This window comes from Streptomyces sp. NPDC021115 (assembly GCF_044333065.1).
Taxonomy (GTDB): Bacteria; Actinomycetota; Actinomycetes; order Streptomycetales; family Streptomycetaceae; genus Streptomyces.
On record NZ_JBIRQF010000005.1, the window covers coordinates 185,378 to 208,227 of the forward strand.

Here is a 22,850-nt window from a genome sequence, read left to right on the forward strand (position 1 = left end):
GGCGGCCTTTTTATGATCCCTGGAGAGATCCTTTACGCGGACGAGCCGGTACGGCTCAACGAGGGGCGGCCGGTCGTCCGGCTCACCGTGCTCAACGCCGCCGACCGGCCGGTCCAGGTCGGCTCGCACTACCACTTCGCCGAGGCCAATCCCGGCCTGGAATTCGACCGCGCCGCGGCCCGTGGCCACCGGCTGCATATCGCCGCGGGCACCGCCGTGCGCTTCGAACCGGGCCTCCCGGTCGAGGTGGAGCTGGTGCCGCTGGCGGGCGCGCGGATCGTCCCCGGGCTGCGCGGCGAGACGGGAGGCGCGCTGTGACGGAGCTGAGCCGCGCCGCGTACGCGGACCTGTTCGGGCCGACCACCGGCGACCGGATACGGCTCGCCGACACCGATCTCGTGGTCGAGATCGAGGAGGACCGCAGCGGCGGTCCCGGCCGCTCCGGCGACGAGGCGGTCTTCGGCGGCGGCAAGGTGATTCGCGAATCCATGGGCCAGTCCCGGGCCACCCGCGCCGACGGCGCCCCCGACACCGTGATCACCGGTGCCGTGGTGCTCGACCACTGGGGCGTGGTCAAGGCCGACGTCGGGCTGCGCGACGGCCGTATCACCGGGATCGGCAAGGCCGGTAACCCCGACACCATGGACGGCGTCCACCCCGACCTCGTCATCGGCCCCGAGACCGAGGTCATCGCGGGCAACGGCAGGATCCTCACCGCGGGCGCCATCGACGCCCATGTCCACTTCATCTCGCCGACCCTGATCGACCAGGCGCTGTCCTCGGGCATCACCACCCTCGTCGGCGGCGGCACCGGGCCCGCCGAGGGAACCAAGGCCACCACCATCACCCCCGGCCCCTGGCACCTCGCCCGGATGTTCGAGGCGCTGGAAGCGTCCCCCGTCAACATCGGGCTGCTCGGCAAGGGCAACACCGTCTCGCGGGACGGGATGTGGTCCCAACTGCGGGGCGGGGCGCTCGGCTTCAAGATTCACGAGGACTGGGGCGCGACCCCCGCCGCGATCGACGCCTGTCTCGGCGTCTGCGAGGAGAGCGGCGCCCAGCTCGCCATCCACACCGACACCCTCAACGAGGCCGGGTTCGTCGCCGACACCCTCGCCGCGATCGCCGGACGCTCGATCCACGCGTACCACACCGAGGGCGCGGGCGGCGGTCACGCGCCCGACATCATCACGGTGGTCTCCCAGCCGAACGTGCTGCCCAGCTCCACCAATCCGACCCGGCCGCACACCGTCAACACGGTCGAGGAACACCTCGACATGCTGATGGTCTGCCACCACCTCAACCCGGCCGTCCCCGAGGACCTCGCCTTCGCCGAATCCCGCATCCGGCCCGGCACCATCGCCGCCGAGGACATCCTGCACGACCTCGGCGCCATCTCGATCATCTCCTCGGACTCCCAGGCCATGGGCCGGATCGGCGAGGTCGTGCTGCGCACCTGGCAGACCGCGCACGTCATGAAGCGGCGCCGGGGCGCCCTCCCCGGCGACGGCCGTGCCGACAATCACCGGGCGCGTCGCTACGTCGCCAAATACACCATCAACCCGGCGGTGGCGCAGGGCCTCGACGGTGAGATCGGCTCCGTGGAGCCCGGAAAGCTGGCCGACCTGGTGCTGTGGGAGCCCGCCTTCTTCGGCGTCAAGCCGCAGCTGGTGCTCAAGGGCGGGCAGATCGCGTACGCGCAGATGGGCGACGCCAACGCGTCCATCCCCACCCCGCAACCGGTGCTGCCCCGGCCCATGTTCGGCGCGGTCGGCCGCGCCCCGGCCGCCAACTCCTTCAACTTCGTCACGCAGGCCGCCCTGGACGACGGTCTGCCGGACCGGCTCGGCCTCGGCAAGCGGTTCGTGCCGATCCGGGGGACGCGCGGGGTGACCAAGGCGGACATGCGGGAGAACGACGCCCTGCCGAGGGTGGAGGTCGACCCGGACACCTTCACGGTGACCATCGACGGCGCCCCCGTAGACCCCGCCCCGGCCGCCGAACTGCCCATGGCCCAGCGGTACTTCCTCTTCTGATCGCGATGACGACGGACCACACCGCCCGTACCCCGCCGACGCACGACGGCACGCCGCCCGTGGCCCCCGGCGTGGGTTCGCCTCTGGGCCCGGCTGGGGCCGCGCCCGTGGCGTCGGCGGGTGCCGCTGGGCGTACAGCCGGGGGCGTTGCCGCGTTGCTCATCCTGGCCGATGGGCGGTTTCCGGCTGGGGGGTACGCGCACTCCGGTGGGGTCGAGGGGGCCGTCAAGGCCGGGCGGGTGCGGGACGCGGGCAGCCTGGAGGGCTTCTGCCGGGGGCGGTTGCACACCTCCGGGCTCACCGCCGCCGGACTGGCGGCCGCGGCCGCCGCCGGGGTGGATCCGCTCGTGCTCGACGAGGCCGCCGACGCCCGGACCCCCGCCCCCGCGCTGCGCGCCACCGCCCGGCGGCTCGGCCGCCAGCTGATGCGCGCCGCCCGCGCGACCTGGCCCTCGCCCGAACTGGACGCCCTCGCCGCCGCCCGCCCGCGCGGTGCCCACCAGCCCGTCGTACTGGGGCTGGCCGCGCGTGCCGCCGGGCTCGGACCCGCGGCCGCCGCGTACGCCGCCGCGTACGAGTCGGCCGGGGGACCGGCGTCCGCCGCCGTACGGCTGCTCGGCCTCGACCCGTTCGACGCCACCGCCGTCCTCGCCCGCCTCGCCCCCGAGACCGACCGGATCGCCGTCCGCGCCGCCGAGGCGGCCGAACGGGCCCTGCGCGAGGGCCCCGGCGCGCTGCCCGCGGCCGCCGCTCCGCTGCTCGACATCGCCGCCGAGCAGCACGCCACCTGGCCCGTACGCCTCTTCGCCTCGTAACCGCCACCCCGGAGCGCCCATGCACCTCGATCACCCCGAGACCTACCCCTCGCGCCACACCCACGGCGCCGCCGACCCGCGCCGCCCCGACGGCAGCCGCCGGGCGCTGCGCATCGGGCTCGGCGGCCCTGTCGGCTCCGGCAAGACCGCGACGGTCGCCGCGCTGTGCAGGGCGCTGCGCGACGAGTTGTCGATCGCCGTGGTCACCAACGACATCTACACCCGCGAGGACGCCGCGTTCCTGCTGCGCAACGCCGTACTGCCCGCGGAGCGCATCACCGCCGTGGAGACCGGTGCCTGTCCGCACACCGCGATCCGCGACGACATCTCCGCCAACCTCGAAGCGGTCGAGGACCTGGAGGAGAGCGTCGGCCCGCTCGACCTGGTCCTGGTCGAGTCCGGTGGCGACAACCTCACCGCGACCTTCTCCAAGGGGCTGGTCGACGCGCAGGTGTTCGTCATCGACGTGGCGGGCGGCGACGACATCCCGCGCAAGGGCGGCCCGGGCGTGACGACGGCCGACCTGCTCGTCGTCAACAAGACCGACCTCGCCCCCTACGTCGGCTCCGACCTGGAGCGCATGGCGCGCGACGCCAAGGAGCAGCGCGGCGAACTGCCCGTCGCCTTCACCTCCCTGGTCGCCGAGGACGGCGTCCGTCCGATCGCCGACTGGGTCCGGGAGCGGCTGGCCGCATGGACGGCGGCCCGGGCGTGACCGTCACAGCGGTCCCGGCCTCCATCGGCACCGGCGTCCGCGCCGCCGCCCGCATCACCGCCGTCGCGGACGGCCGCGGCGGCACCGCGCTGCCCGAACTGGCCGGGGACGGACCGCTCGCCCTGCGGCGAACCAGGGCGACCGGCACGACCACCGACGACGGCGCGGCCTGCGTCACCGTGGTCGGCGCGATGAGTGCCCCGCTCGGCGGCGACCGCATCGCGCTGACCGCGACCGTCGGCCCCGGCGCCCGGCTCCGCGTCGGCTCGTCGGCCGCCACGCTCGCGCTGCCCGGCCGCTCCGCCGAGCCCGCCCACTACGCGATCCGGCTGACCGTCGCCGACGACGCCACCCTGCACTGGCTGCCCGAGCCCCTGATCTCCGCCCACGGCAGCGATCTGCGCATGACCACCACCGTCGAACTCGCCCCCACCGCCCGGCTGGTGCTGCGCGAGGAACAGATCCTCGGCCGCTCCGGCGAGCCACCGGGCGCGCTGACCAGCCGGCTCACCGTGCACCGCGCCGGGCGGCCGCTGCTGGACCAGGAGCTGGGGTACGGCCCCGGCGCGCCCGGCTGGGACGGCGGCGCGGTGCTCGGCGGGCACCGGGCGGCCGGTCAGCTCCTCGTGGTCGACCCGGCGTTCGAGGGCGATCCCGTCCAGCCCCGCCTGCTCGGCGACACGGCCGTCGTCACCCCGCTCACCGGTCCCGCCGCCCTGGTCAGCGCCGTGGCCACGGACGGCCTGCGGCTGCGCCGGATGCTCGACGAAGGGCTCAGCCCGCGGCCGTAGCCGGGGCGATGTCGCGGACGAACACCGGCTTGAGCCGCTTCTCCGGCAGCGCGTCGGGCAGCTGCTCCCAGTCCAGGACATGGGAGACGACGCGCTCGGGTGCCACCTTCCCCGAACCCGCGAGGTCGAGGGCGTCGGGCAGATGGCTGCGGACGTTGTCCCGTGCGACGCGCAGCGTGACGCCGGTGAGGTACATGTCGAGCAGCGGCAGTTCGCCGGGCCGGAAGTGGTTGCCCGCGCTCTCGCAGATGCCCTCGGGGGCGAGCGAGGTGAGCGCCAGGGTGAGCTGGTCGACGCGCCCGGTGGCCTCGACGGCGATGTCGAAGCCGTGCCGGACGGGCTCGATCGCCTCGGCGGTACGGGCGCCGAAGCTCTCCGCGAGCTTCCGGTGCCCGGCGTCGGGGTCGACGTACAGGACGTCGGAGGCGCCGAGCGCGCGGGCGATGTCGCACACGTAAAGACCGATGCTGCCCCGGGCGACGACCAGGACCCGCGCCCCGGGGCGGGCCGCCAGGTGCGGGGCGACCAGGCGCCGCGCGAGGGACCAGTTGTCGCTGGCCGAGGCCATGGCGATGGGGTCGAGCCCCGGCGGCAGCGGGACCAGCATGGCGTCCGCGTACGGCACGCGCACCAGGTCGGAGAAGAGCCCGCCCCAGCTGCCGCCGATCGGCGCGCCGTACATCGCCATGTGCGGTACGGAGGCGCAGTGGGCGGTGAGCCCGGCGCGGCAGTGGTCGCAGTCGCCGCAGTTGATGGACCAGGGGACGACGACGAGGTCGCCGGGGGCGGCGCCGGTCACCGCGTCGCCGACGTCGACGACGCGGGCCACGCACTCGTGCCCGAGGGGGAACGGCGGGTCGATGAAGCCGTGCCCGGCGAGGATCGCGGAGTCCACGTCGCACGGCGTGGCGGCCACCGGTGCGACGATCGCGTCCCGACCGGACTCCAGCCGGGGGTCGGGCGCCTCGCGCCATTCGACGGAGTGCCGGGCGACGTACGTCAGTTCACGCATCGGCCGCCGCCCCCTCGCCCCGCTCCGCCCTGCTCTGCCGGGCGAGCGCGACCAGGTCGGCGTAACGGATGACCGAGCCGCCCGCGCCCCAGGTGCCGTCCGGCTGCTCGTGGACCAGCACCCATACCCGCGGCGCGTCGTCCCGGGAGAGCCCGGCGGCCTTCAGGACGGCCTTCGTCGCGTCCTCGACCAGACCGGCCTTGCGCCGCTCGGACAGGGCGCCCTGCGGCACGGTGACGTCGACCAGGAAGCGCGGCGCGTCGTCCTCCGCGGTGGTCTGCGCCCCCTCGGGCAGTTCGATCAGATGGCTCCACGCCTGGGCGCGGAAGAAGGCCGTGTCGGGCGCGCCCTCCCAGCGCAGCAGCAGGGCGGCGAGATCGCGCTGAATGCCCGCGCGGCCCTCCTCGGTGAGGGCACCGCTCGGGGCGGTCAGCCGGATCATCGGCATGGGCGTTCCTCAGCTCTCTATGACAGTCGTTATAACGCGAGGTCACGCTAGACTATGACGAGCGTTATAGCCAGAGGGGGAGTGAAGGTGACCAAGGGCGGCCCACAGGCCAGGCAGCGCATCGTGGCGGGCGCGGCCGACATGATCAGCCGGCGCGGTCTCAACGCCACGAGCATCCGCGAGATGGCCAAGCACGCCGAGGCGCCGCTCGGCTCGACGTACCACTACTTCCCCGAGGGCAAGCAGCAGCTGGCCACCGAGGCCGTCCGGTACGCGGGGGAGTCCATCGCCCGGCTGCTCCGCGAGGAGCTGGAGGCTGGCCCGGCCGCGGGGCTCCGGGCGTTCCTCGCCCTCTGGCGCGAAATCGTCATCGACGCCGACTTCCGGGCCGGTTGCCCGGTCCTGGCCGTCTCCATCGAGGAACCCCCGCCCGGCGAGGTCCCGCCCGCCCTGGCGGCCGCCGCGGAGGTCTTCGAGGGCTGGGAGGGACTGCTCGCCGCCTCCCTGCGGGAGCACGGCGCCGCGCCCGGGCAGGCGGAGCAGCTGGCGACGCTGGTCGTCGCGGCAGTCGAGGGGACCGTGGCCATGTGCCGGGCCAAGCGCGGCGTCGAGCCGCTCGACCGCGTCGCCGAGCAGCTTCAGGCCCTCATCGCCGGTGCGATCAAACGCTGAACGGGCTGTGAAGGTGACGTGTTGATAAAGAAACGGCGGTTTGCCCTGTACTCAGCAGTAAGCGAGGCGCGAGGATCCTTCTGACACTCTGTGATCATCGTCGCACAGGCGGCGCAACAAAGCAGGGGGATTACTACGTGAGACGCTCAGCAGTACTCGGCGTGGCCGGCGGCGTGATGACCGGTGCGCTGATAACCGGTGCGCTGGCCGCCCCCACGGCGGGGGCATCGGAGCCCAAGCGGACGCCGGGGGGCGCCGCCGAGGCCCGTGGGGCGGTGATCGCCGCGGCCCGGGCCGCGAAGGCGGGCATCGACTGGACGGACTGTCCGGCCGACTGGAACCTGGCCAAGCCCATCCAGTGCGGCTATGTGACCGTGCCGCTCGACTACGCCAAGCCGAACGGCCCCACCATCAAGATCGCGGTGGACCGCGTCGGCAGCACCGGCACCGCCGCCGAGCGGCAGGGTTCGCTGGTCTACAACCCGGGCGGCCCCGGCGGCTCCGGGCTGAAGTTCCCGACCCGGGTCACCAACAAGAACCCGCTGTGGACCAAGACCGCGAAGGCGTACGACTTCGTGGGCTTCGACCCGCGCGGGGTCGGCCACTCGGCCCCCATCTCCTGCGTCGACCCGCAGGAGTTCGTCAAGGCGCCCAAGATGGACCCGGTGCCCGACAGCGAGGCGGACAAGCGGGCGCAGCGCAAGCTCGCCAAGGAGTACGCCGACGGGTGCAAGGAGCGCAGCGGCCGCATGCTGCCGCACATGACGACGCCCAACACCGCCCGCGACATCGACGTCCTCCGGGCCGCGCTCGGCGACAAGAAGCTCAACTACCTGGGCGTGTCCTACGGGACGTACATCGGCGGGGTCTACGCGACGCTCTTCCCGGACCATGTGCGCCGCCTGATCGTGGACTCCGTGGTGAACCCGTCGCGGGAGAAGATCTGGTACCAGGCCAACCTGGACCAGGACGTCGCCTTCGAAATGCGCTGGGACGACTGGAAGGCGTGGGTGGCCAAGAACGACGCGGCCTACCACATCGGCAACACCCCGGAGAAGGTCCAGCAGCAGTGGGAGAAGCTGCGCGCGACCGCCAAGAAGAACCCGATCGGCGGGGTCATCGGCCCGGCCGAGCTGCTCGGCTTCTTCCAGAGCGCCCCGTACTACGACTCGTCGTGGACCACGGTCGCCGAGGTGTGGAGCGACTACCTGACCGGTGACGAGAAGGCGCTCGTCGAGGCCGCGGGCCCGGACCTGTCCGACACCGCGGGCAACATCGCCTCGGAGAACAGCAACGCGGTGTACACCGCCGTGGAGTGCGCCGACACCAAGTGGCCGACCAGCTGGCAGAAGTGGGACCGGGACAACACCCGGCTGCACCGCGACTACCCGTTCCTGACCTGGTCCAACGCCTGGATGAACCTGCCGTGCGCCACCTGGCCGTCGAAGCAGGGCACCCCACTGGAGGTCGGTGCGGGCAAGGGGCTGCCGAAGACGCTCATCGTGCAGAGCACCCGTGACGCCGCGACCCCGTACGAGGGCGCCGTCGAGCTGCACAAGCGCCTGAAGGGCTCGCGTCTGATCACGGAGAAGGACGCCGGTTCGCACGGTGTCACCAACCTGGTCAACACCTGCATCAACGACCGGGTGGACGCCTACCTGCTCAAGGGCACGGTGGACGCCAAGGATGTGACGTGCGGTCCGCACGCCACCCCGAAGCCCGCGACGACCGGCAAGGCCGCGAAGGCCGCCGGAGCCGTCGGGTAACGGCCGGGCACGCCCGCTTCCGTACGAGTCGGCGCGTACGGAGGCGGGGTCCGGCGGGGGCCGTCCCAGCAGGGGCGGCCCCCGCCGCATGTCCGGGAGCATGTCCGGGGGGAACATGCCCGGGGAAACGCGCCAGGGAAAACTGCCGACTGTACAACTCGCCGCCGCGCCCGGCGAGTCGCCACATGATGTCCGTAATGGCGGCAAATGCACCGCATGTTGGCGGTGTGGGGTTTCGGAACTCCCAGGGGCGTGAGCGAATGCGATCGCTTTTTTACGCTCGCTGAATTCGCCGCTTGAATTCGTTACCAAGAAAAAATCATCGTCATTTCGGGATGTGTCACAACCGCTATGCTCCGGGCCTCATAGCGAGTTCAATTCGCACGCATTTTCTCCCGCTGCTTTTAAGGAAGCCGATGGTTTTCGCCGGCGCGTCATCTGGAGGCCGACGGCCCGCCTCCGCGCTCGTATGGCTCATCCCTCCCGCCGCGATGGCGGCCTGCGCGGCGCTCGCCGTGACCGTGGTGTCCGCCGGGGCGCGGGCCATGGTCGCCTGGTGCGGCGCGGCGGCGACGCTGGCGGTGGCCCTGGCGGCGGCCGAGTCGGTCCGCCGCGGACGCCTCATCGGCAGGCTGCGCACCCGGGCCGCCGAACAGGACGCCGCGTACCGGCAGCGCCTGGCCGACCAGGAGGTGGAGACCCGGCGGCTGGCCCAGGAGGTGCTGCCCGCGGCCGTGGAGCGGCTTCAGCGCGGGGCCGAGGTCGACGCCGTGATGAGGACCATCGAGCCCTCGCCCGTCCTCGACCCGGACTTCGAGTCCGCGCACCGCGCCGTCGTACGGACCCTGCTGGAGACCGTGCGGGCCGAGGAGGACCTGCGCGACGCGGCGGGCACGGCGTTCGTCAACATCGCCCGCCGGGTGCAGGTCATCGTCCACCAACAGGCCATGGACATGCGGGACATGGAGGACAAGCACGGGGCCGCCCCCGAGGTCTTCCACGACCTCCTCCACCTCGACCACGGCAACGCGCTGATCGGCCGCCTCGCCGACAGCATCTCGGTGCTCGGCGGCTCCCGGCCTGGCCGCCAGTGGCGCAACCCGGTGCCGCTGTACAACGTGCTGCGCGGCGCCATGTCCCGCATCCTCGAATACCGGCGGGTGGACCTGCACTCGGTCGCCGACGTCGGCATCGTCGGCCCGTCCGTGGAGCCCCTGATCCACGCCCTGGCCGAACTCCTGGACAACGCCACCCGCTACTCCCCGCCCAAGACCCGGGTGCATCTGACCGCCGTCGAGGTCCAGTCCGGCGTCGCGGTCGAGATCGAGGACGCCGGGGTGGGCCTGTCGGAGGAGAGCCGCAGGCGGACCGAGTACGTGCTGGAGAAGGCGGGCACCGGCTTCGACCTCGACGACCTCGGTGAGACGCCCCGGCTGGGCCTGGCCGTGGTCGGCCGCCTCGCCGTGAAGTACCGGTTCCAGGTTTCGCTGCGGCCCTCCGCGTACGGCGGCGTCCGCGCGGTGCTCGTCGTCCCGCAGGACGTCATCTGCCCCACCCCCGCCCCCGGCGGCGCCATCGCCCGCGCCCAGAAGCTGCCGCCGCCCAAGCCCATCAAGCGCGCCGAGCCCTATCCGCCGTTCCCCGACAACGCCACCGGCCCGGTCGCCCACGACCACAACGGGATCCGCCACAACACCGCCGGACTGCCCCAGCGCCGCCGCCGGATGCCGACCGTGACCCCGCCCATCCGCGTCCAGGCCGACCCGGAGCCCGCCCCGGTGGCCCCCGCGGCACCGGCCGAGCCGCCCGTCCAGCCGGGGATGTGGCTGGCCGCGTTCACCAAGGCCGTCTCCGGCGAGGCGGACCCGGTGGACTTCACCGGCCTTTCGTACGGCAACGAGCCAACGGACCCGTCGACCGCCTCGGATAAGGGTGAGTAGCAAGTGACGCAAGCGCGGTTCAACATGGACTGGATGCTCCGGGACCTCGCCAAGAGCGTTCCGCAGACCCGCCACGTGGTCCTGCTGTCCTCGGACGGCCTGTGCATGGCCCAGGTCGGTACGGACGAGGAGACCGCCGACCGCCTGGCCGCGGCCTGTGCGGGGCTCCAGAGCCTGTCGACGGCGATCGCCGCCGAATTCCCCACCGGCGACGGCCGGATGCGGCTGGTGGTCATCGAGGTCGACGGCGGCTTCTTCTATCTGATGGCCGCGGGCACCAGCTCCTACCTCGCGGTGCTCGCCGAGGACGGCGTGGACGCCGGGCTGATGGGCCAGTGCATGAGAGACCTGGTCGCCCGGCTCGGCGAACATCTCAGCAGCCCGCCACGGGCCTCCGGACGCATGCCATGAGCCGGACCGGAAGGGGCGCCGGAGCCGGAAAGGGCGCCGGGCCCGGAAAGGCCGCCGACGAAGGCGGCCCCGAACGGCTCTACCTCGTCGACGGCGGCGGCCCCGGCCGGTCCCCGCGGGCGGACACCATCGAACTCGTCAGCCTGATCGTGGCCCGGGCCGAACCCGAACCGGGCATGCTGCCCGAGGCCGCCGCCGTGCTGAGGATGTGCCACTTCCCGCTCTCCGTGGCCGAGATCTCCGCGTACCTCACGCTGCCCGTCAGCACCGTGACCCGGCTCCTCGCGGATCTGCTCGCCCACCACCAGGTGGAGGCCCGGGCACCGGTCCCGGCCGCGGTGCTGCCCGACACCGAACTCCTCCAGGCGGTGATGCATGGACTACAGAACCTCTGAGACGCTCGCCGGACCCCGCGCCGAGGACACCCTCCCGGAGTCCGCCGCCGCGGCCGTCAAGATCGTGATCGTCGGCGGCTTCGGGGTCGGCAAGACCACCATGGTCGGGTCGGTGAGCGAGATCCGCCCGCTGACCACCGAGGAGACGATGACCCAGGCCGGGGTCGGCGTCGACGACATCGCCGGGGTCGAGCGCAAGACCGAGACCACCGTGGCCATGGACTTCGGCCGGATCAGCCTCAACGAACAGCTGGTGCTCTACCTGTTCGGCACCCCGGGCCAGGAGCGCTTCTGGTTCCTGTGGAACGGCCTCTTCGAGGGCGCGCTCGGGGCCGTGGTCCTCATCGACACCCGCCGCCTGGAGGTCAGCTTCGACGTCCTGGGACGGCTGGAGGAGCGGGGCGTCCCCTTCGTCGTCGCCATCAACGCCTTCCCCGGGGCGCCCGTCCACCCCGTCGGCGAGCTGCGCGCGGCCCTCGACCTGCCGGACGCCGTCCCCATCATCGACTGCGACGCCCGCGACCGCGCCTCCAGCCGCGACACCCTCATCACCCTCGTGAGCCATCTGCAGCACCTCACCACCGTGACCCCGGAGACACCGTGACCCCTCCTCCCGACCAGTGCCCCGCCCACGCCCGGAGCCCCCTCGCCGGTGTGGTGGACCTCTTCGGATCCGAGAACGAGAAGGACCCGATGGGCCTGTACGAGCGGCTGCGCACCGAACACGGACCGGTGGCCCCGGTGCGGCTCGGCGGTGACGTACCGGCCTGGCTGCTGCTGGGCTACCGCGAGAACCTGGAGGTCGCCCGCACCCCGTCCCGCTTCTCCCGCGACTCCCGGTACTGGAGCGCCTGGGCGGAGGGCCGCATCCCGGACGACTCGCCGCTGCTCCCCGTGGTCGGCTGGCAGCCCATGTGCACCTTCGCCGACGGCGACGAGCACGAGCGGCTGCGCGCCGCGCTCACCGACAGCATGAACCGCGTCGACCGCCGCGGCATCCGCCGCCACATCACCCGCTTCACCCATCAGCTGGTCAACGACTTCTGCGCCGACGGACAGGCCGAACTGGTCACCGGCTTCGCCCAGCGGCTGCCCATGCTCGTCCTCACCCAGCTGCTCGGCATGCCCGACGAGTACGGCCCCCGGCTGGTGGAGGCCACCCGCGACCTGATGAAGGGCTCCGACACGGCCCTGCGCAGCGACAGTTACGTCACCGACACCCTGCGCCAGCTCGTCGAGCGCAAACGCGCCCACCCCGCCGAGGACCTCGCGTCCTGGCTGCTGAGCCACCCCTCCGAGCTGACCGAGGAGGAGGTCGTCCAGCATCTGCGGCTCGTGCTGCTCACCGGCAACGAGACCACCACCAACCTCATGGCCAACACGCTGCGCATGGTCCTCACCGACCCGCGCTTCCGCGCCTCCCTGGCCGGTGGCCATATGACCCTGCCGGACGCCATCGAGCACGTGCTGTGGAACGAACCCCCGCTCACCGTGATCCCCGGCCGCTGGGCCACCGGCGACACCGAACTCGGCGGACGGCAGATCAAGGCCGGGGACATGCTGCTGCTCGGCCTCGCCGCCGGGAACGTCGACCCCGCCATCCGCCCCGACCTCGCCGCGCCCATGTACGGCAACCGCTCACACCTGTCGTTCAGCGGCGGCCCGCACGAATGCCCCGGCCAGGACATCGGCCGCGCCATCGCCGACACCGCCATCGACACCCTGCTGCTGCGGCTGCCCGATGTGCGGCTCGACGTACCGGAGTCCGAGCTGAACTGGGTGGCGTCGTGGATCTCCCGCCATCTGGTCGCGCTGCCGGTCGCGTTCATGCCGCGCAGGCCCGACACCGAGCCGGTGGAGAACACCTCCGGCATGCTGCTCACGCCCCGGCTGCGCCCCACCCGCTGGGCGCCGGCGGACGGGGAAGAAGCCTTACCCGCGGAGACCACCGCCGCCGCCACCGCGCCGCCGCCCGCCCGCGTCCCGTGGTGGACCGCCCTGTGGCGGTGGCTGCGCGGATGACGTCAGGTCCCGCTCAGCGGGCCAGCAGCGTCCCCAGCGTCAGCAGGGCGAGCACCACCCAGGCGAACCACAGCCAGCCATTGCTCCCCAGCGACACGGTGTAGGCCGTCACTGCCACCAGACCACCCACCGCGCACGCCGTCATTCCCTTGGCAGATCCGGTCATCCCCGACCTCCTCACGGCGGTCCCGGCACACAAACGCCGGAACACCGGCCCCATGGCCGAGACACCATCGTCTCTCGACCGTGGGGCCTTCGGCTAGGACGAGGTCGTCCTTCCGGTCACGACTCCAGGAGGACCGTACCGATGTGGTGGCCGTCCAGCAGTTCAGCCAGGGCACGCGGTGCCCGTTCGATCCCCCGCAGCCGGGTGTGCGGAAAGGTGAGGACACCGGCGCGCAGGCCCCGGCTGAACTGCTCCTCCCAGCGCGGCGCCGCGTCGCGGTGGTCGGCGGTGGTGAGCCCGCGGAGGGTGATGCCCCGGGAGAACAGCGCCAGGGTGTCGATCGGCACCCCGGCCGTCGTGCCGCCGCGGGCCTGCGCGGACAGCGCGCCGATGACGACGCATCGCGCGCCTCGGCGGGCCAGTGCCAACGCGGCCCGGAGCTGCTCGCCGCCGACCGTGTCGACGAGCACGTCGATACCCTCGGGGGCCGCCGCGCGCAGCTGCTCCTCGATCGGCGCCTCGCCCCTGACGACGGCCGCGTCGAAACCCAGCGTCCCCACGAGGTAGTCGGCCTTGCGCCGCGACCCCGTCGACCCGATGACCCGTCCCGCTCCCCGCACGCGGGCGAACTGTCCGGCGATGGAGCCCGCCCCGCCCGCCGCGCCGGTGACGAACACCGTCTCGCCCGGCCGTACTCCGGCGGCGCGTACCACTGCCAGCCAGCCCGCGAATCCCTGTGAGAGGCAGGCGGCCGGGTCGGGCCACAGGGCCGGGTCGACGCGCCGTGCGTCGTCCCCCTCGATCACCGCGTATTCCCGCCAGCCGAGCGGGTGTCTGACGAGATCGCCGGGGCCGAGGCGGGTGCCCGGGGCCGTGACCACCTCGCCGAGCGCCGGGGCCCACAGCGCCCGGCCCGGTTCGTACGGGGACATCGGGAGGACGGCGTCGGCGCTCTCCATGAGCGTGCGGGTCACCGCGCCGACCCGCGTCAGCCGATTGCGTACGAGGACCTGGCCAGGGCGGGGCACCGGGACCGGGACCTCGGCGACCTCGAACCGGTCAGGGCGCAGTCTGCCCCCGGGACGGGCGGTCAGGCGCACCTCGCGGTGGGTGGACGGGACGGGTACGGGCGCGGCCATGGGGTGGTCCTCATCCTCGGAACGGCGGTGGTGCGACGCGGTCAGGGCGCGGGGTGTCACACGGTCAGGCCCGGGGCCGCCACGCTCAGCGCGGCCACGAACAGGCCGACGTAGAACCAGGCGAGGAAGCCCATCGCCGGTCCCCGCGGCCACGTCGCGCCCCGCGCGTCGGCCAGCGCGAACCGCTCGCCGCCCGCCCAGACACAGCCGAGCGCCGACAGCGGCAGCCACGCGGCGGCCGCCGCCGGACCGTGCACCTGCCACGGACGGACGACGAGCAGCGCCAGCACCGCCGCCGCCAGGGCGCAGCCCACGGTCAGCCCGACGGAGCCCCGGGTGCCGATCGCGTTCGAGTAGAGGGTGGCGCCGGGCGTGAGCTGGTGGCTGGTCTTGCGGGCGAACTCGAAGTGCAGGAAGACACAGGCGCAGAGCAGAACCGGCACGGCGGCGGTCCAGTGCGGGCCGGCGCCCGTCGCGTCCCGGTACGAGAGCCACACGTGCACGCTGAGCAGCGCCTGCACGGGATAGCTCACCGCCAGATTGCGGAAGATGCCTTCCCGGATCGACCTCGACCAGCGTTCGAGTCCGACCAGGAAACAGATGTACGCCAGATCCAGCAGCAGCCAGCCGGTGAGCAGGGACGACCGCCACACGGTGAGTGCGATGCCCGCGGCCGCGATGACCGCCATGGCGAGTCGCAGTTCGCGTACCGTGATCGAGCCGCGCGGCAGTGGCCTGTCCGGATTGTGCTCCCGGTCGTACGCCAGGTCCTTCTGCTCGTCCACGACCCGGATGAAGAGCAGGGCCAGCCACACCGTGCCGATCTCGGCGAGTGTGGGCGCCCCCAGCCGCCAGCGGGCGTCGCCCGGCTCCACCAGGGCCAGCGCACCCTCCAGGGCGAGCACCCACAGCACCGCGTACGTCACATAGACGCGGGCGGGGGCGCGCTCGGCGAAGAACGCGTACAGCCGCCGCACCGTGCCGCTCATTCCGCCACCTCGTCCAGGATCGTCACGGTGCCGGTCGCGCCGTCCATCTCCACGCGTGCCCCGTCCGGAATCCTTCTCGTCGCGCCGGGCAGCGCGACGACGGTGGGGATGCCGAACTTCCGGCCGCTGATGGCGGTGTGGGACAACAGCGTGCCGCGCTCGACGACGATGCCGCGCGCGGAGAGCATGAGGAACAGCCACCCGGGGTCGGTCTCCCGGGCCACCAGGATCAGGTCGTCGGTGGGGTCGACACGCTGGTGCGGGTCGATGACCACACGGGCGGTGCCCCGTACGACACCGCCGCTGGAGCCCAGCCCGCGCAGCCGCGGGCCCGGCCGCGCGTCCCGCTCCGTAGTGGGCAGCCCGTCGCGTACCGGGCCCATCGTGGCGAAGTCCGCGGGGAGTTCGACACCGAGGGCGGCACGGCTCAGGTGCTCGGCTTTGCGCAGCCGTGCCAGCCCCCGCAGATCGTCGGTGACCGCGCCCCCGTCGAAGTGGCCGAGGATCTCCTCCTCGGTGAGGTGGACCACGTCCTCCGCCGCTTCCAGGGCACCGCGCGCCGCGAGTTCCGTACCCAGCCGGCGGTATATCTGGCGGCCGAATCCGAACAGCTCGCTGCGGCTGTAGCGGGTGTCCTCCCGGATGTTGATGTACCGGCGCTGCTGGGCGAGCAGGGAACGCAGCACCCAGCGCCGCACGGGGTGGCCCGCCAGCAGCGTCCGCAGCCGCTCCTCGGCGGCCCGCCGGGTCGCGGCCTCCCGGCCGCGCAGGTGCTCGCGGGTCAGGCCGCCGCGCGCGTACTCGCCGGCCAGCCGCAGCAGCTGGGACGGCTGTTCGCGCGGCACCGGGACCTCCAGCTTGAGCTCCTGCAGGCCCCGGTCGCCGTGGGCCGCCCCGTGTGCCCGCATCCGGTCCGCGATGTCCGTGCCGAACGCGCCGTCCTCGATCCGGCGCAGCAGTTCCTCGGGGGGCTTGCCGGGGTCCTCGTCGGCGAGGGCATCCAGCAGCCCGGGGGTGGCCCTGATCCGTTCGGCGAGATCCACGAGGGACATCAGGATGGTGACGCTGCGGTTTTCCTCGCCCCCGCACAGCAGATCGCTGTGCAGACCCGCGTCGGCGCCGGGCAGCCAGCGGGAGAAGAGCCGCATGACGGCGGTCTCGGCGGTCTGCAACAGCACGTCGTTGACGAGGGTGAGGCCCCAGCGTTCCCCGGCCTCCCGCCACAGTGACCGCATCAGCCGCGCCAGTTGGAGCGGGTCGGCGGTCCTGGCGGCCACGCGGTGGCGCGCGATGGTCTGCTGCCACCAGCGGTCGAAGCTCCGGGCGGCGGGGACGTGCACGGCCCGCAGCCAGGCCAGGCGCAGCAGGGCCGCGGCGGTTTCCGGCAGCCGGCCGGGAGAGGTGGCGAGGCGGTCGGGGCGCACATCCGTCACGGAGGGTGACATGCCCATCATCCGCTCGAAACTGGCGCGCCACAGCGGGAACGTGGGGGACAGCCGGTGCAGCGTGTACCACGCGCTGAGCGAGTAGTAGACCCGTCCGTTCAGCAGGCCGAGCATGGACCTCAGGTCGTTCTCGTGGCGTGCCAGCACGGCGGGGGAGACCCCGAGCCGCCGGTAGAAGTCGCGGAAGTCCTCACGGTAGAAGCGCTGGGCGAAGGAGTAGGTGAGGGCGGTGGTCACGCCGGGATAGCTCTCGGTGATGTTCGCGTTGCTCCACAGCCGCTGCCCGCCCAGGTCGAGGACGACCGGCCGGGCCTGGAGGAGGTGCGGGGCGCCGTCCTCGGTGAGGGTGCCCTCGATGTCCTGCGGGCAGCCGAAGAGCCGCTCGACGCGGTCGCCGAGCTCAGTGATGCGCCGGATCTGCCCGTCGGTGAGCGCCGGTTCGTCCCGCTCGCGGCCGTGCACCGGGAGCAGACGGGGCCCGCTGCCCGGCCGCGTGGGATCCTCCTCCACGCGCTCGGACTTGTGCGCGACGACGGAGCGGACCGCGCCCGTGCGCCGGTCGATGAAGTGATGGTCCACCGGCACCTTCTCCTGGACGACCCCCTCCCCGATGCCGAGCCCGGCCGCCAGCACCCGGTCCCGGGCCCCGGTCAGCGGGTCGCACGTGAACAGGACGAAGGAGCGGCGGCCGAACACCATGCGCTGGACGCCCACGCTGACGGCGAAGTCCTCCGTGGCGGCGGTGGAGCGCGCCGCCCGGTACAACAGCGCCCGGGTGCCGAACCCGGAGGCCCAGCACTCGCGCACCCGCTCCAGCACCTGATCCCGGGTGACGTACAGAAAGCTTTCGCCGATGCCCGCGAAGGCGTCCTCGGCCGAGTCTTCGGAGGCCCGCCCACGCGGCCCCACCATCGAGGACCGCACCGACACCACGGCGTGCGGGCCGAACACCTCGTCGTACGCCCGGTGGACGGCGCGCGCCACCGGCAGGGGGACCGGCACGTCGAGGACCAGGCGGCGCAGGGCGTCGGACTGCTCGGCCAGCCGGTCGGGGTCGGCGTGGTCCAGCCGCCGCAGGATCGCCAGGAGCCGCGGGCGTACGGGTGCCAGGGTGCGGGTGAACAGACTCGCGGGCAGGCAGAAGAAGTGGGGCACGGGCAGTCCGGCCGAGGCCATCCGGGCCTGGCGGGCGAACTTCGGGCCCACCTCCGCCTCGTCCAGCAGCGCTCTCCCGCGCAGTACCGGGACCCGGCGCCCGGCGGGGCGGACGGCCCGCAGGAGGTTCTCGATGGTCATGTCGATGTCACCACACCCAGGGGATGAGGCGGCGCCGGGACGCCGCGAAGTCGGAGTAGCCGGGCAGGGCGAACAGCATCCGTTCCTCGACCAGGACGCGCACCACGATGGCCGGCAGCAGCAGGACCACCAGCGCGGCGGCGCTCGCGGGGTTGAGGAAGTAGCCGACGAAGGCGAGGTGCGCGGCCGCCATGCCGACGTACGCGGGATGCCGCACCAGGCGGTACGGGCCGGTGTCCACGATCCGGTGGTCGCCGAGAGCCCGCACCCGGTGCGAGTAGAACCGCCCGAGGGCGCGGACCGCCGCCAGTCGCAGGGCGACGGCGCAGACGAAGGCCACCGGCAGGACGGGCATCCACGGCCGGTACCCGGACCAGTCCGTCGGCACCAGGCACGCGGTCGCCACGGTGGCGGCCCGCGCCGCGCCGTACGCGTAGACCGTGCCGCGGTCGGTCGTCGCCTCGGTCGCCCGCGAACTGCGCACCGTCGTCCAGCTCTCCAGCAGCAGCCACAGCAGGTACGACGCCGCGAGGACGCATCCGACCCGGTGCGCCGGGTCGGACCAGCCGGCCGCCTCACGGACGGTGGCCACCGCCGTGGCCATGACGGACACGGTGAGCACGAACAGCGGAAATCTCCGCAGAAGCCATGTCATGGTCGGCCTCCTGGCCGGGTCACGGGTCACGGGACGCGGTGCTCGGACGATTCCGGCGACCGGGCGGCCTGATGGCGATCGGCCAGCCGCTGGACGGCGGCTTCGCGCTGGGTCTCCTCGATCCGCTCGGCCGCGCCCTCCTCGTAGGCCGACAGGTCCATGGAACCGGACGCGGTCGTGACGCCCGCCTGCAGGACGTCGCACTGCCCGCGGTAGCGCAGCACGTCCGGCCGCTTCCACACGGCCTCGTCGAGGTGATAGTCGATCTCGGCGTCCAGCGGGAGCAGGAAGCGGGAGAACGACACCTGAAGGGAGTTGATGAGGAACCGCTGAACGGGCTGACCCGGCTTCAGCAGATACCGTTCGGCGACGGCCAGCGACATCTGCCGGACGGCCTCCGTCACCACCATTCCCGTGACATGGGTGCCGGTGGTGTGGTCGAGCACCATCTCGTGCGTGTTCGACAGGCGCAGCGCGGCCCGGTAGTGGGTGTCGCCGACCCGCCGCAGACCGGCGATCAGGACGTTCTCCTGACGGTGCTTGTGGACTTCACCGCGGCCGGCGAGCTCCGGCGGGACCGCGTCCCACAGTGCGGTCCCGGGCAGCCGGCAACGCTTCAGCTCCGCCCGGATGAGGTCCATCTCGTGCCGTTCGATGCCCTGTCCCGGGACGAGCACCGGCAGCGGATCCCTCAGCCGCCCCGCTCTCAAGTCCGCTACGAGCCTGGACAACGACGTGAGACCCGCCCGTGGCGGCCCCCCGGCCAAGCGGTCTCCGACGATGAACACGATCTCGTCGTCCATCCTGGCTCCCTTCTCGTGGTGTGCCGGTTCGGCAGTGTTCAGCGGGCGGCCCGCGCCGCGTCGGCCGGCCGCTCCGCGGCGACGATCCGCGACCGTCCTTCCTCACCCCGTGCGAGCGCCGCCAGAAGTTCCGCCGCCGCCTTCCCGCGGGGACGCGCGGCGGAGTCGTCCAGCTCGCGCAGCGCCGCGACGACCGCGCCGAGCTCCTCGGCCAGTTCGGCCAGTACCTGCTCGACGGGGCCCGCGTTCGAGCCGATGATGTCGGCCCACAGCCCGGCGTCTCCCGCCGCGATGCGCGTCGCGTCCCGCAGCCCCTTGCCCACCAGCCGCAGCTGTGCCGTCTCGGCGCCGAGCAGCCGGCCGGCCAGCAGGCTCGCCACCATGTGGGGGGCATGCGAGGTCAGGGCGACCGCCCGGTCGTGCTCGGCGTGCCCCATGATCACCGGCCGGCCGCCGCACAGCTCGATCAGCTCGGTGGCGTGGTGCAGGGCCTCGGCGCGGGAGAACGCGGACGGGGTGAGCACCCACGTACGGCCTTGGAAGAGGTCCGCGCGGGCGGCCAGCGGGCCCGACAACTCCCGCCCCGCCATGGGGTGTCCGCCGACGTAAGCCGTCAGGTCGCAGCCGGCCGACGCGGCGTCCATCAGGGGGCGCGTCTTGACGCTGGCCACGTCGGTGAAGAAGCGCGCCAGCATGCGGTGCTGATGCTCCTTGAGCACCGACGCCGTATGCGCGGGCGGCACCGCGACGACCGCCAGGTCGACCGGGGCGCGCGGGGTGGCGGCGAGGCCGGCGCCCAGGGCCGCGGCGGTCCTGGCCGCCTCCGGATCGCGGTCCAGGAGGTAGGTGGTTACCCCCTGGCCGGTGAGGGCGAGCGCCACCGAGGTGCCGATGAGGCCGGTTCCGATCACTGCCGCGCTACGCATGTCCGCCGCCCTTCCCGTCCCGCACCGTCCACGCCGCCGCGTCCGGAGCGAGCGCGGCGCCGCCCGGCGGTCCCGGCTCGCTGGTCAGCAGGACGGTGTGGCCCTCGGGCAGCGGGACTGCGCGGTCCGAGAGGTTCACCACGCACACCACGTCACCGCGCCGGAAGGCGAGCACGCCGGGGCCGCCGGGCAGCCACTCCAGCGGCGCGCCGTGCAGCGCGGGCAGCGCCCGCCGCAGGCGCAGCGCCTCCCGGTACAGCTCCAGCGTCGATCCGGCCGCGCCCTCCTGCGCCTCGACGGTGAGCTCCGCCCACCCCTTCGGCTGCGGCAGCCACGGCTCGGCGTCCTCTCCCGTGAAGCCGTACGGCGGGGCGGCACCGCTCCACGGCAGCGGCACCCGGCACCCGTCGCGCCCCGGATCCTCGCCGCCCGAGCGGAAGTGCATCGGATCGCGCAGGCGGTCCGCCGGAATGTCCTCGACCTCCGGCAGGCCCAGCTCCTCACCCTGGTAGAGGTAGACGGATCCCGGCAGGGCGAGGGTGAGCAGCGCGGCGGCCCTGGCGCGGCGGGTCCCCAGGGCGAGATCCGTCGGCGTGCCGTGGGCCTTGGCGGCGAAGTCGAAGCCGGTGCCGGTCCGGCCGTAGCGGGTGACGGTGCGCGTCACGTCGTGATTGCACAGCACCCAGCAGGCGGGGGCACCGCCGTGCGCGGCGAGCGTGGCGTCGACGCAACGGCGCAGCTGCCCGGCGTCCCAGGGGCTGCGCAGGAAGTCGAGGTTGAAGGCGGTGTGCAGCTCGTCGGGGCGCAGATAGCGGGCGAAGCGCCCTGGTTCGTGCAGCCACATCTCGCCGATGAGCGCGCGGTCGCCGGGATAGGAGTCGGTGATCCGCCGCCAGGAGCGGTAGAGGCCGTGGAGTTCCTCGCGGTCGGCGTACGGGTGCGAGGGGTCCTCCGGGGCGAGGCCGGGGTCGGCGAGGTCGGGCAGGGCCGGGTCCTTGGCGAGCAGGGTCGCGGAGTCCACGCGTAGCCCTGCGACCCCGCGGTCCAGCCAGAACCGCAGTACCTCCTCGTGGGCGTCGCGCACCCGGGGGTGGTCCCAGTTGAGGTCGGGCTGGTCGGGGGAGAACAGGTGCAGAAACCACTCGCCGGGCGTTCCGTCCGGTCCGGCGGTCCGCGTCCAGGCCGGGCCGCCGAACTCCGAACGCCAGTTGTTGGGCGGCTCCTGACCTGACGGGCCGCGCCCGGGACGGAAGTGGAACAGCGCGCGCTCCGCGGAGCCGGGAGGCGCGGCGAGCGCCGCGCGGAACCACGGATGGGCGCTGGAGACGTGATTCGGCACGATGTCCACGACCGTACGGATGCCGAGTTCGAGGGCTTCGGCGATGAGCCGCTCGGCCTCGTCGAGGGTGCCGAACAGCGGGTCGACACCGTGGTAGTCCACGACGTCGTAGCCGCCGTCGGCCATGGGCGAGGGGTACCACGGCGTGAACCACAGGGCGTCGACGCCGAGCCGTGCCAGATACGGCAGCCGGGCCCGGACCCCGGCGAGGTCGCCCGTGCCGTCACCGTTGCCGTCGGCGAAGCTGCGCGGGTAGATCTCGTAGATCACCGCGCTCCGCCACCAGGCCCGGTCCTGGGGCACGGACCGTACGGTACGCGCGGGCCGCGCCGTATCTGCCGTCACGGCTGCCCCGCCCGGGCCGGATCCGCGAGGGACAGCTCCGCCACGTCCACCACGGTCAGATCGGGCAGGACACGGTGGGCGAGCGAGTAGTCGCACGCACTCGTCAGCGGGGTGGGAACGGCCAGCACCGTCATGCCCGCCGCCCGGGCCGCCGCGACCCCGCTCACCGAGTCCTCGAACACGAGGCAGCGCCGCGGCGCCACCGAAAGCCGCGCGGCCGTCTCCAGGTACACGGCGGGGTCGGGCTTCCGCCGCGGTACCTGGTCACCGGTGACGACCGTCGCGAAGCTGCCGTCCAGTCCGTAGTGGCGCAGCCAGCGCCGCACCCAGCCCTCGTCCGCCGCCGAGGCGACCGCGAGCGGCAGGCCCACGGCCCGCAACGCGGCGAGCAGTTCGCGGACTCCCGGCATCAACCGCACGTTCTCGGGGGTGAAGTGCTCGGCCCACAGCGTGTCCAGCCGGTCCTGGAGCTGGGCGTCGGTACGGGTGGCGGCCCCGGCGGAGGCCCGCAGCATGGCGAACAGCAGGGGGTGCGCGTCGGGGCTGCCGCAGACCTCCCGCGCCCACCGCTCCCGGGGGAGTTCCGCGCCGTGCTCCCGGAACAAGGCGGAGCAGGCGAGGAAGTGGGGGCGGATCGAGTCGACCAGCACTCCGTCGTGGTCGAAGACGACGGCCTGGATCGCTGGGTCCATCAGGAACCTTCCTTGGGTACGTCAGGGGCGGG

23 protein-coding genes are annotated in these 22,850 nt (G+C 73.2%); 12 read left to right on the plus strand and 11 right to left on the minus strand.

Features of this window, described 5'->3' with window-relative positions; all coding sequences use genetic code 11:
- The first annotated feature begins 12 nt into the window (after positions 1-12).
- The 5 genes from ACH4TL_RS18365 to ACH4TL_RS18385 are packed head-to-tail and all read left to right on the plus strand — an operon-like array spanning position 13 to position 4,357.
- Positions 13-318 (plus strand): urease subunit beta, encoded by a 306-nt coding sequence (locus ACH4TL_RS18365; protein ID WP_398315235.1) that lies wholly within the window; start codon positions 13-15, stop codon positions 316-318.
- Positions 315-2,036, plus strand: coding sequence for an urease subunit alpha (locus ACH4TL_RS18370; RefSeq protein ID WP_398315237.1), 1,722 nt, complete (start codon positions 315-317; stop codon positions 2,034-2,036). The genes ACH4TL_RS18365 and ACH4TL_RS18370 overlap by 4 nt, the downstream gene beginning before the upstream one ends.
- A 5-nt stretch (positions 2,037-2,041) precedes the next feature.
- Entirely contained in the window at positions 2,042-2,851 is an 810-nt protein-coding gene (locus ACH4TL_RS18375) for an urease accessory protein UreF (protein ID WP_398315239.1), read from the plus strand.
- Between the two features lie 19 nt (positions 2,852-2,870).
- Complete coding sequence (gene ureG, locus ACH4TL_RS18380) at positions 2,871-3,566, plus strand: urease accessory protein UreG (protein ID WP_398315241.1); 696 nt, start codon at positions 2,871-2,873, stop codon at positions 3,564-3,566.
- Positions 3,545-4,357, plus strand: coding sequence for an urease accessory protein UreD (locus tag ACH4TL_RS18385; protein ID WP_398315243.1), 813 nt, complete (start codon positions 3,545-3,547; stop codon positions 4,355-4,357). The genes ureG and ACH4TL_RS18385 overlap by 22 nt, the downstream gene beginning before the upstream one ends.
- On the opposite strand, the gene ACH4TL_RS18390 is transcribed toward ACH4TL_RS18385, so the two are convergent.
- On the minus strand, positions 4,341-5,369 hold the full coding sequence (locus ACH4TL_RS18390; RefSeq protein ID WP_398315245.1) for a zinc-binding dehydrogenase: 1,029 nt from the start codon (positions 5,367-5,369) through the stop codon (positions 4,341-4,343). The genes ACH4TL_RS18385 and ACH4TL_RS18390 overlap by 17 nt on opposite strands.
- Entirely contained in the window at positions 5,362-5,817 is a 456-nt protein-coding gene (locus tag ACH4TL_RS18395; RefSeq protein ID WP_398315247.1) for a 4-oxalocrotonate tautomerase family protein, read from the minus strand. The genes ACH4TL_RS18390 and ACH4TL_RS18395 overlap by 8 nt, the downstream gene beginning before the upstream one ends.
- Before the next feature lie 54 nt (positions 5,818-5,871).
- Here ACH4TL_RS18395 and ACH4TL_RS18400 point away from each other — a divergent pair, with 54 nt between their 5' ends.
- From ACH4TL_RS18400 to ACH4TL_RS18430, 7 genes are all read left to right on the plus strand, one after another.
- A complete protein-coding gene (locus ACH4TL_RS18400; protein ID WP_398315249.1) occupies positions 5,872-6,489 on the plus strand; it encodes a TetR/AcrR family transcriptional regulator in 618 nt (205 codons plus the stop codon).
- Between the two features lie 176 nt (positions 6,490-6,665).
- Positions 6,666-8,255, plus strand: a complete 1,590-nt coding sequence (locus ACH4TL_RS18405) for an alpha/beta hydrolase (RefSeq protein WP_398316031.1) — start codon at positions 6,666-6,668, stop codon at positions 8,253-8,255.
- A gap of 416 nt (positions 8,256-8,671) precedes the next feature.
- The gene (locus tag ACH4TL_RS18410) at positions 8,672-10,195 is read left to right on the plus strand and encodes a sensor histidine kinase (protein WP_398315251.1); all 1,524 of its coding nucleotides are present in this window, start codon (positions 8,672-8,674) and stop codon (positions 10,193-10,195) included.
- Positions 10,196-10,219: 24 nt separating this feature from the next.
- On the plus strand, positions 10,220-10,606 hold the full coding sequence (locus tag ACH4TL_RS18415) for a roadblock/LC7 domain-containing protein (RefSeq protein WP_184503146.1): 387 nt from the start codon (positions 10,220-10,222) through the stop codon (positions 10,604-10,606).
- Positions 10,603-11,001 (plus strand): DUF742 domain-containing protein, encoded by a 399-nt coding sequence (locus ACH4TL_RS18420; protein ID WP_398315253.1) that lies wholly within the window; start codon positions 10,603-10,605, stop codon positions 10,999-11,001. Before ACH4TL_RS18415 ends, ACH4TL_RS18420 begins: the two co-directional genes overlap by 4 nt.
- Positions 10,982-11,605 carry a GTP-binding protein gene (locus ACH4TL_RS18425; RefSeq protein ID WP_398315255.1) on the plus strand — a complete coding sequence of 208 codons (624 nt, stop codon included), beginning with the start codon at positions 10,982-10,984 and terminating at the stop codon, positions 11,603-11,605. Before ACH4TL_RS18420 ends, ACH4TL_RS18425 begins: the two co-directional genes overlap by 20 nt.
- Entirely contained in the window at positions 11,602-13,023 is a 1,422-nt protein-coding gene (locus ACH4TL_RS18430) for a cytochrome P450 (protein WP_398315257.1), read from the plus strand. Before ACH4TL_RS18425 ends, ACH4TL_RS18430 begins: the two co-directional genes overlap by 4 nt.
- 13 nt (positions 13,024-13,036) lie before the next feature.
- On the opposite strand, the gene ACH4TL_RS18435 is transcribed toward ACH4TL_RS18430, so the two are convergent.
- The 9 genes from ACH4TL_RS18435 to ACH4TL_RS18475 all read right to left on the minus strand — a co-directional run bounded on the left by ACH4TL_RS18435 (position 13,037) and on the right by ACH4TL_RS18475 (position 22,818).
- Positions 13,037-13,189, minus strand: a complete 153-nt coding sequence (locus ACH4TL_RS18435) for a hypothetical protein (protein ID WP_398315259.1) — start codon at positions 13,187-13,189, stop codon at positions 13,037-13,039.
- A gap of 116 nt (positions 13,190-13,305) precedes the next feature.
- Entirely contained in the window at positions 13,306-14,328 is a 1,023-nt protein-coding gene (locus ACH4TL_RS18440; RefSeq protein WP_398315261.1) for an MDR family NADP-dependent oxidoreductase, read from the minus strand.
- Between the two features lie 56 nt (positions 14,329-14,384).
- Positions 14,385-15,317, minus strand: a complete 933-nt coding sequence (locus ACH4TL_RS18445) for a UbiA family prenyltransferase (RefSeq protein ID WP_398315263.1) — start codon at positions 15,315-15,317, stop codon at positions 14,385-14,387.
- Complete coding sequence (locus ACH4TL_RS18450) at positions 15,314-18,058, minus strand: PEP/pyruvate-binding domain-containing protein (RefSeq protein WP_398315265.1); 2,745 nt, start codon at positions 18,056-18,058, stop codon at positions 15,314-15,316. Before ACH4TL_RS18450 ends, ACH4TL_RS18445 begins: the two co-directional genes overlap by 4 nt.
- Positions 18,059-18,065: 7 nt before the next feature.
- Positions 18,066-18,713 carry a methyltransferase family protein gene (locus ACH4TL_RS18455; RefSeq protein WP_398315267.1) on the minus strand — a complete coding sequence of 216 codons (648 nt, stop codon included), beginning with the start codon at positions 18,711-18,713 and terminating at the stop codon, positions 18,066-18,068.
- A gap of 26 nt (positions 18,714-18,739) precedes the next feature.
- Positions 18,740-19,516, minus strand: coding sequence for an AfsA-related hotdog domain-containing protein (locus ACH4TL_RS18460; RefSeq protein ID WP_398315269.1), 777 nt, complete (start codon positions 19,514-19,516; stop codon positions 18,740-18,742).
- Positions 19,517-19,554: 38 nt separating this feature from the next.
- A complete protein-coding gene (locus ACH4TL_RS18465) occupies positions 19,555-20,442 on the minus strand; it encodes a prephenate dehydrogenase (RefSeq protein WP_398315271.1) in 888 nt (295 codons plus the stop codon).
- Positions 20,435-22,084 (minus strand): glycoside hydrolase family 13 protein, encoded by a 1,650-nt coding sequence (locus ACH4TL_RS18470; protein ID WP_398315273.1) that lies wholly within the window; start codon positions 22,082-22,084, stop codon positions 20,435-20,437. Before ACH4TL_RS18470 ends, ACH4TL_RS18465 begins: the two co-directional genes overlap by 8 nt.
- A gap of 38 nt (positions 22,085-22,122) precedes the next feature.
- A complete protein-coding gene (locus ACH4TL_RS18475; protein ID WP_398315275.1) occupies positions 22,123-22,818 on the minus strand; it encodes an HAD family hydrolase in 696 nt (231 codons plus the stop codon).
- Positions 22,819-22,850: the final 32 nt, after the last annotated feature.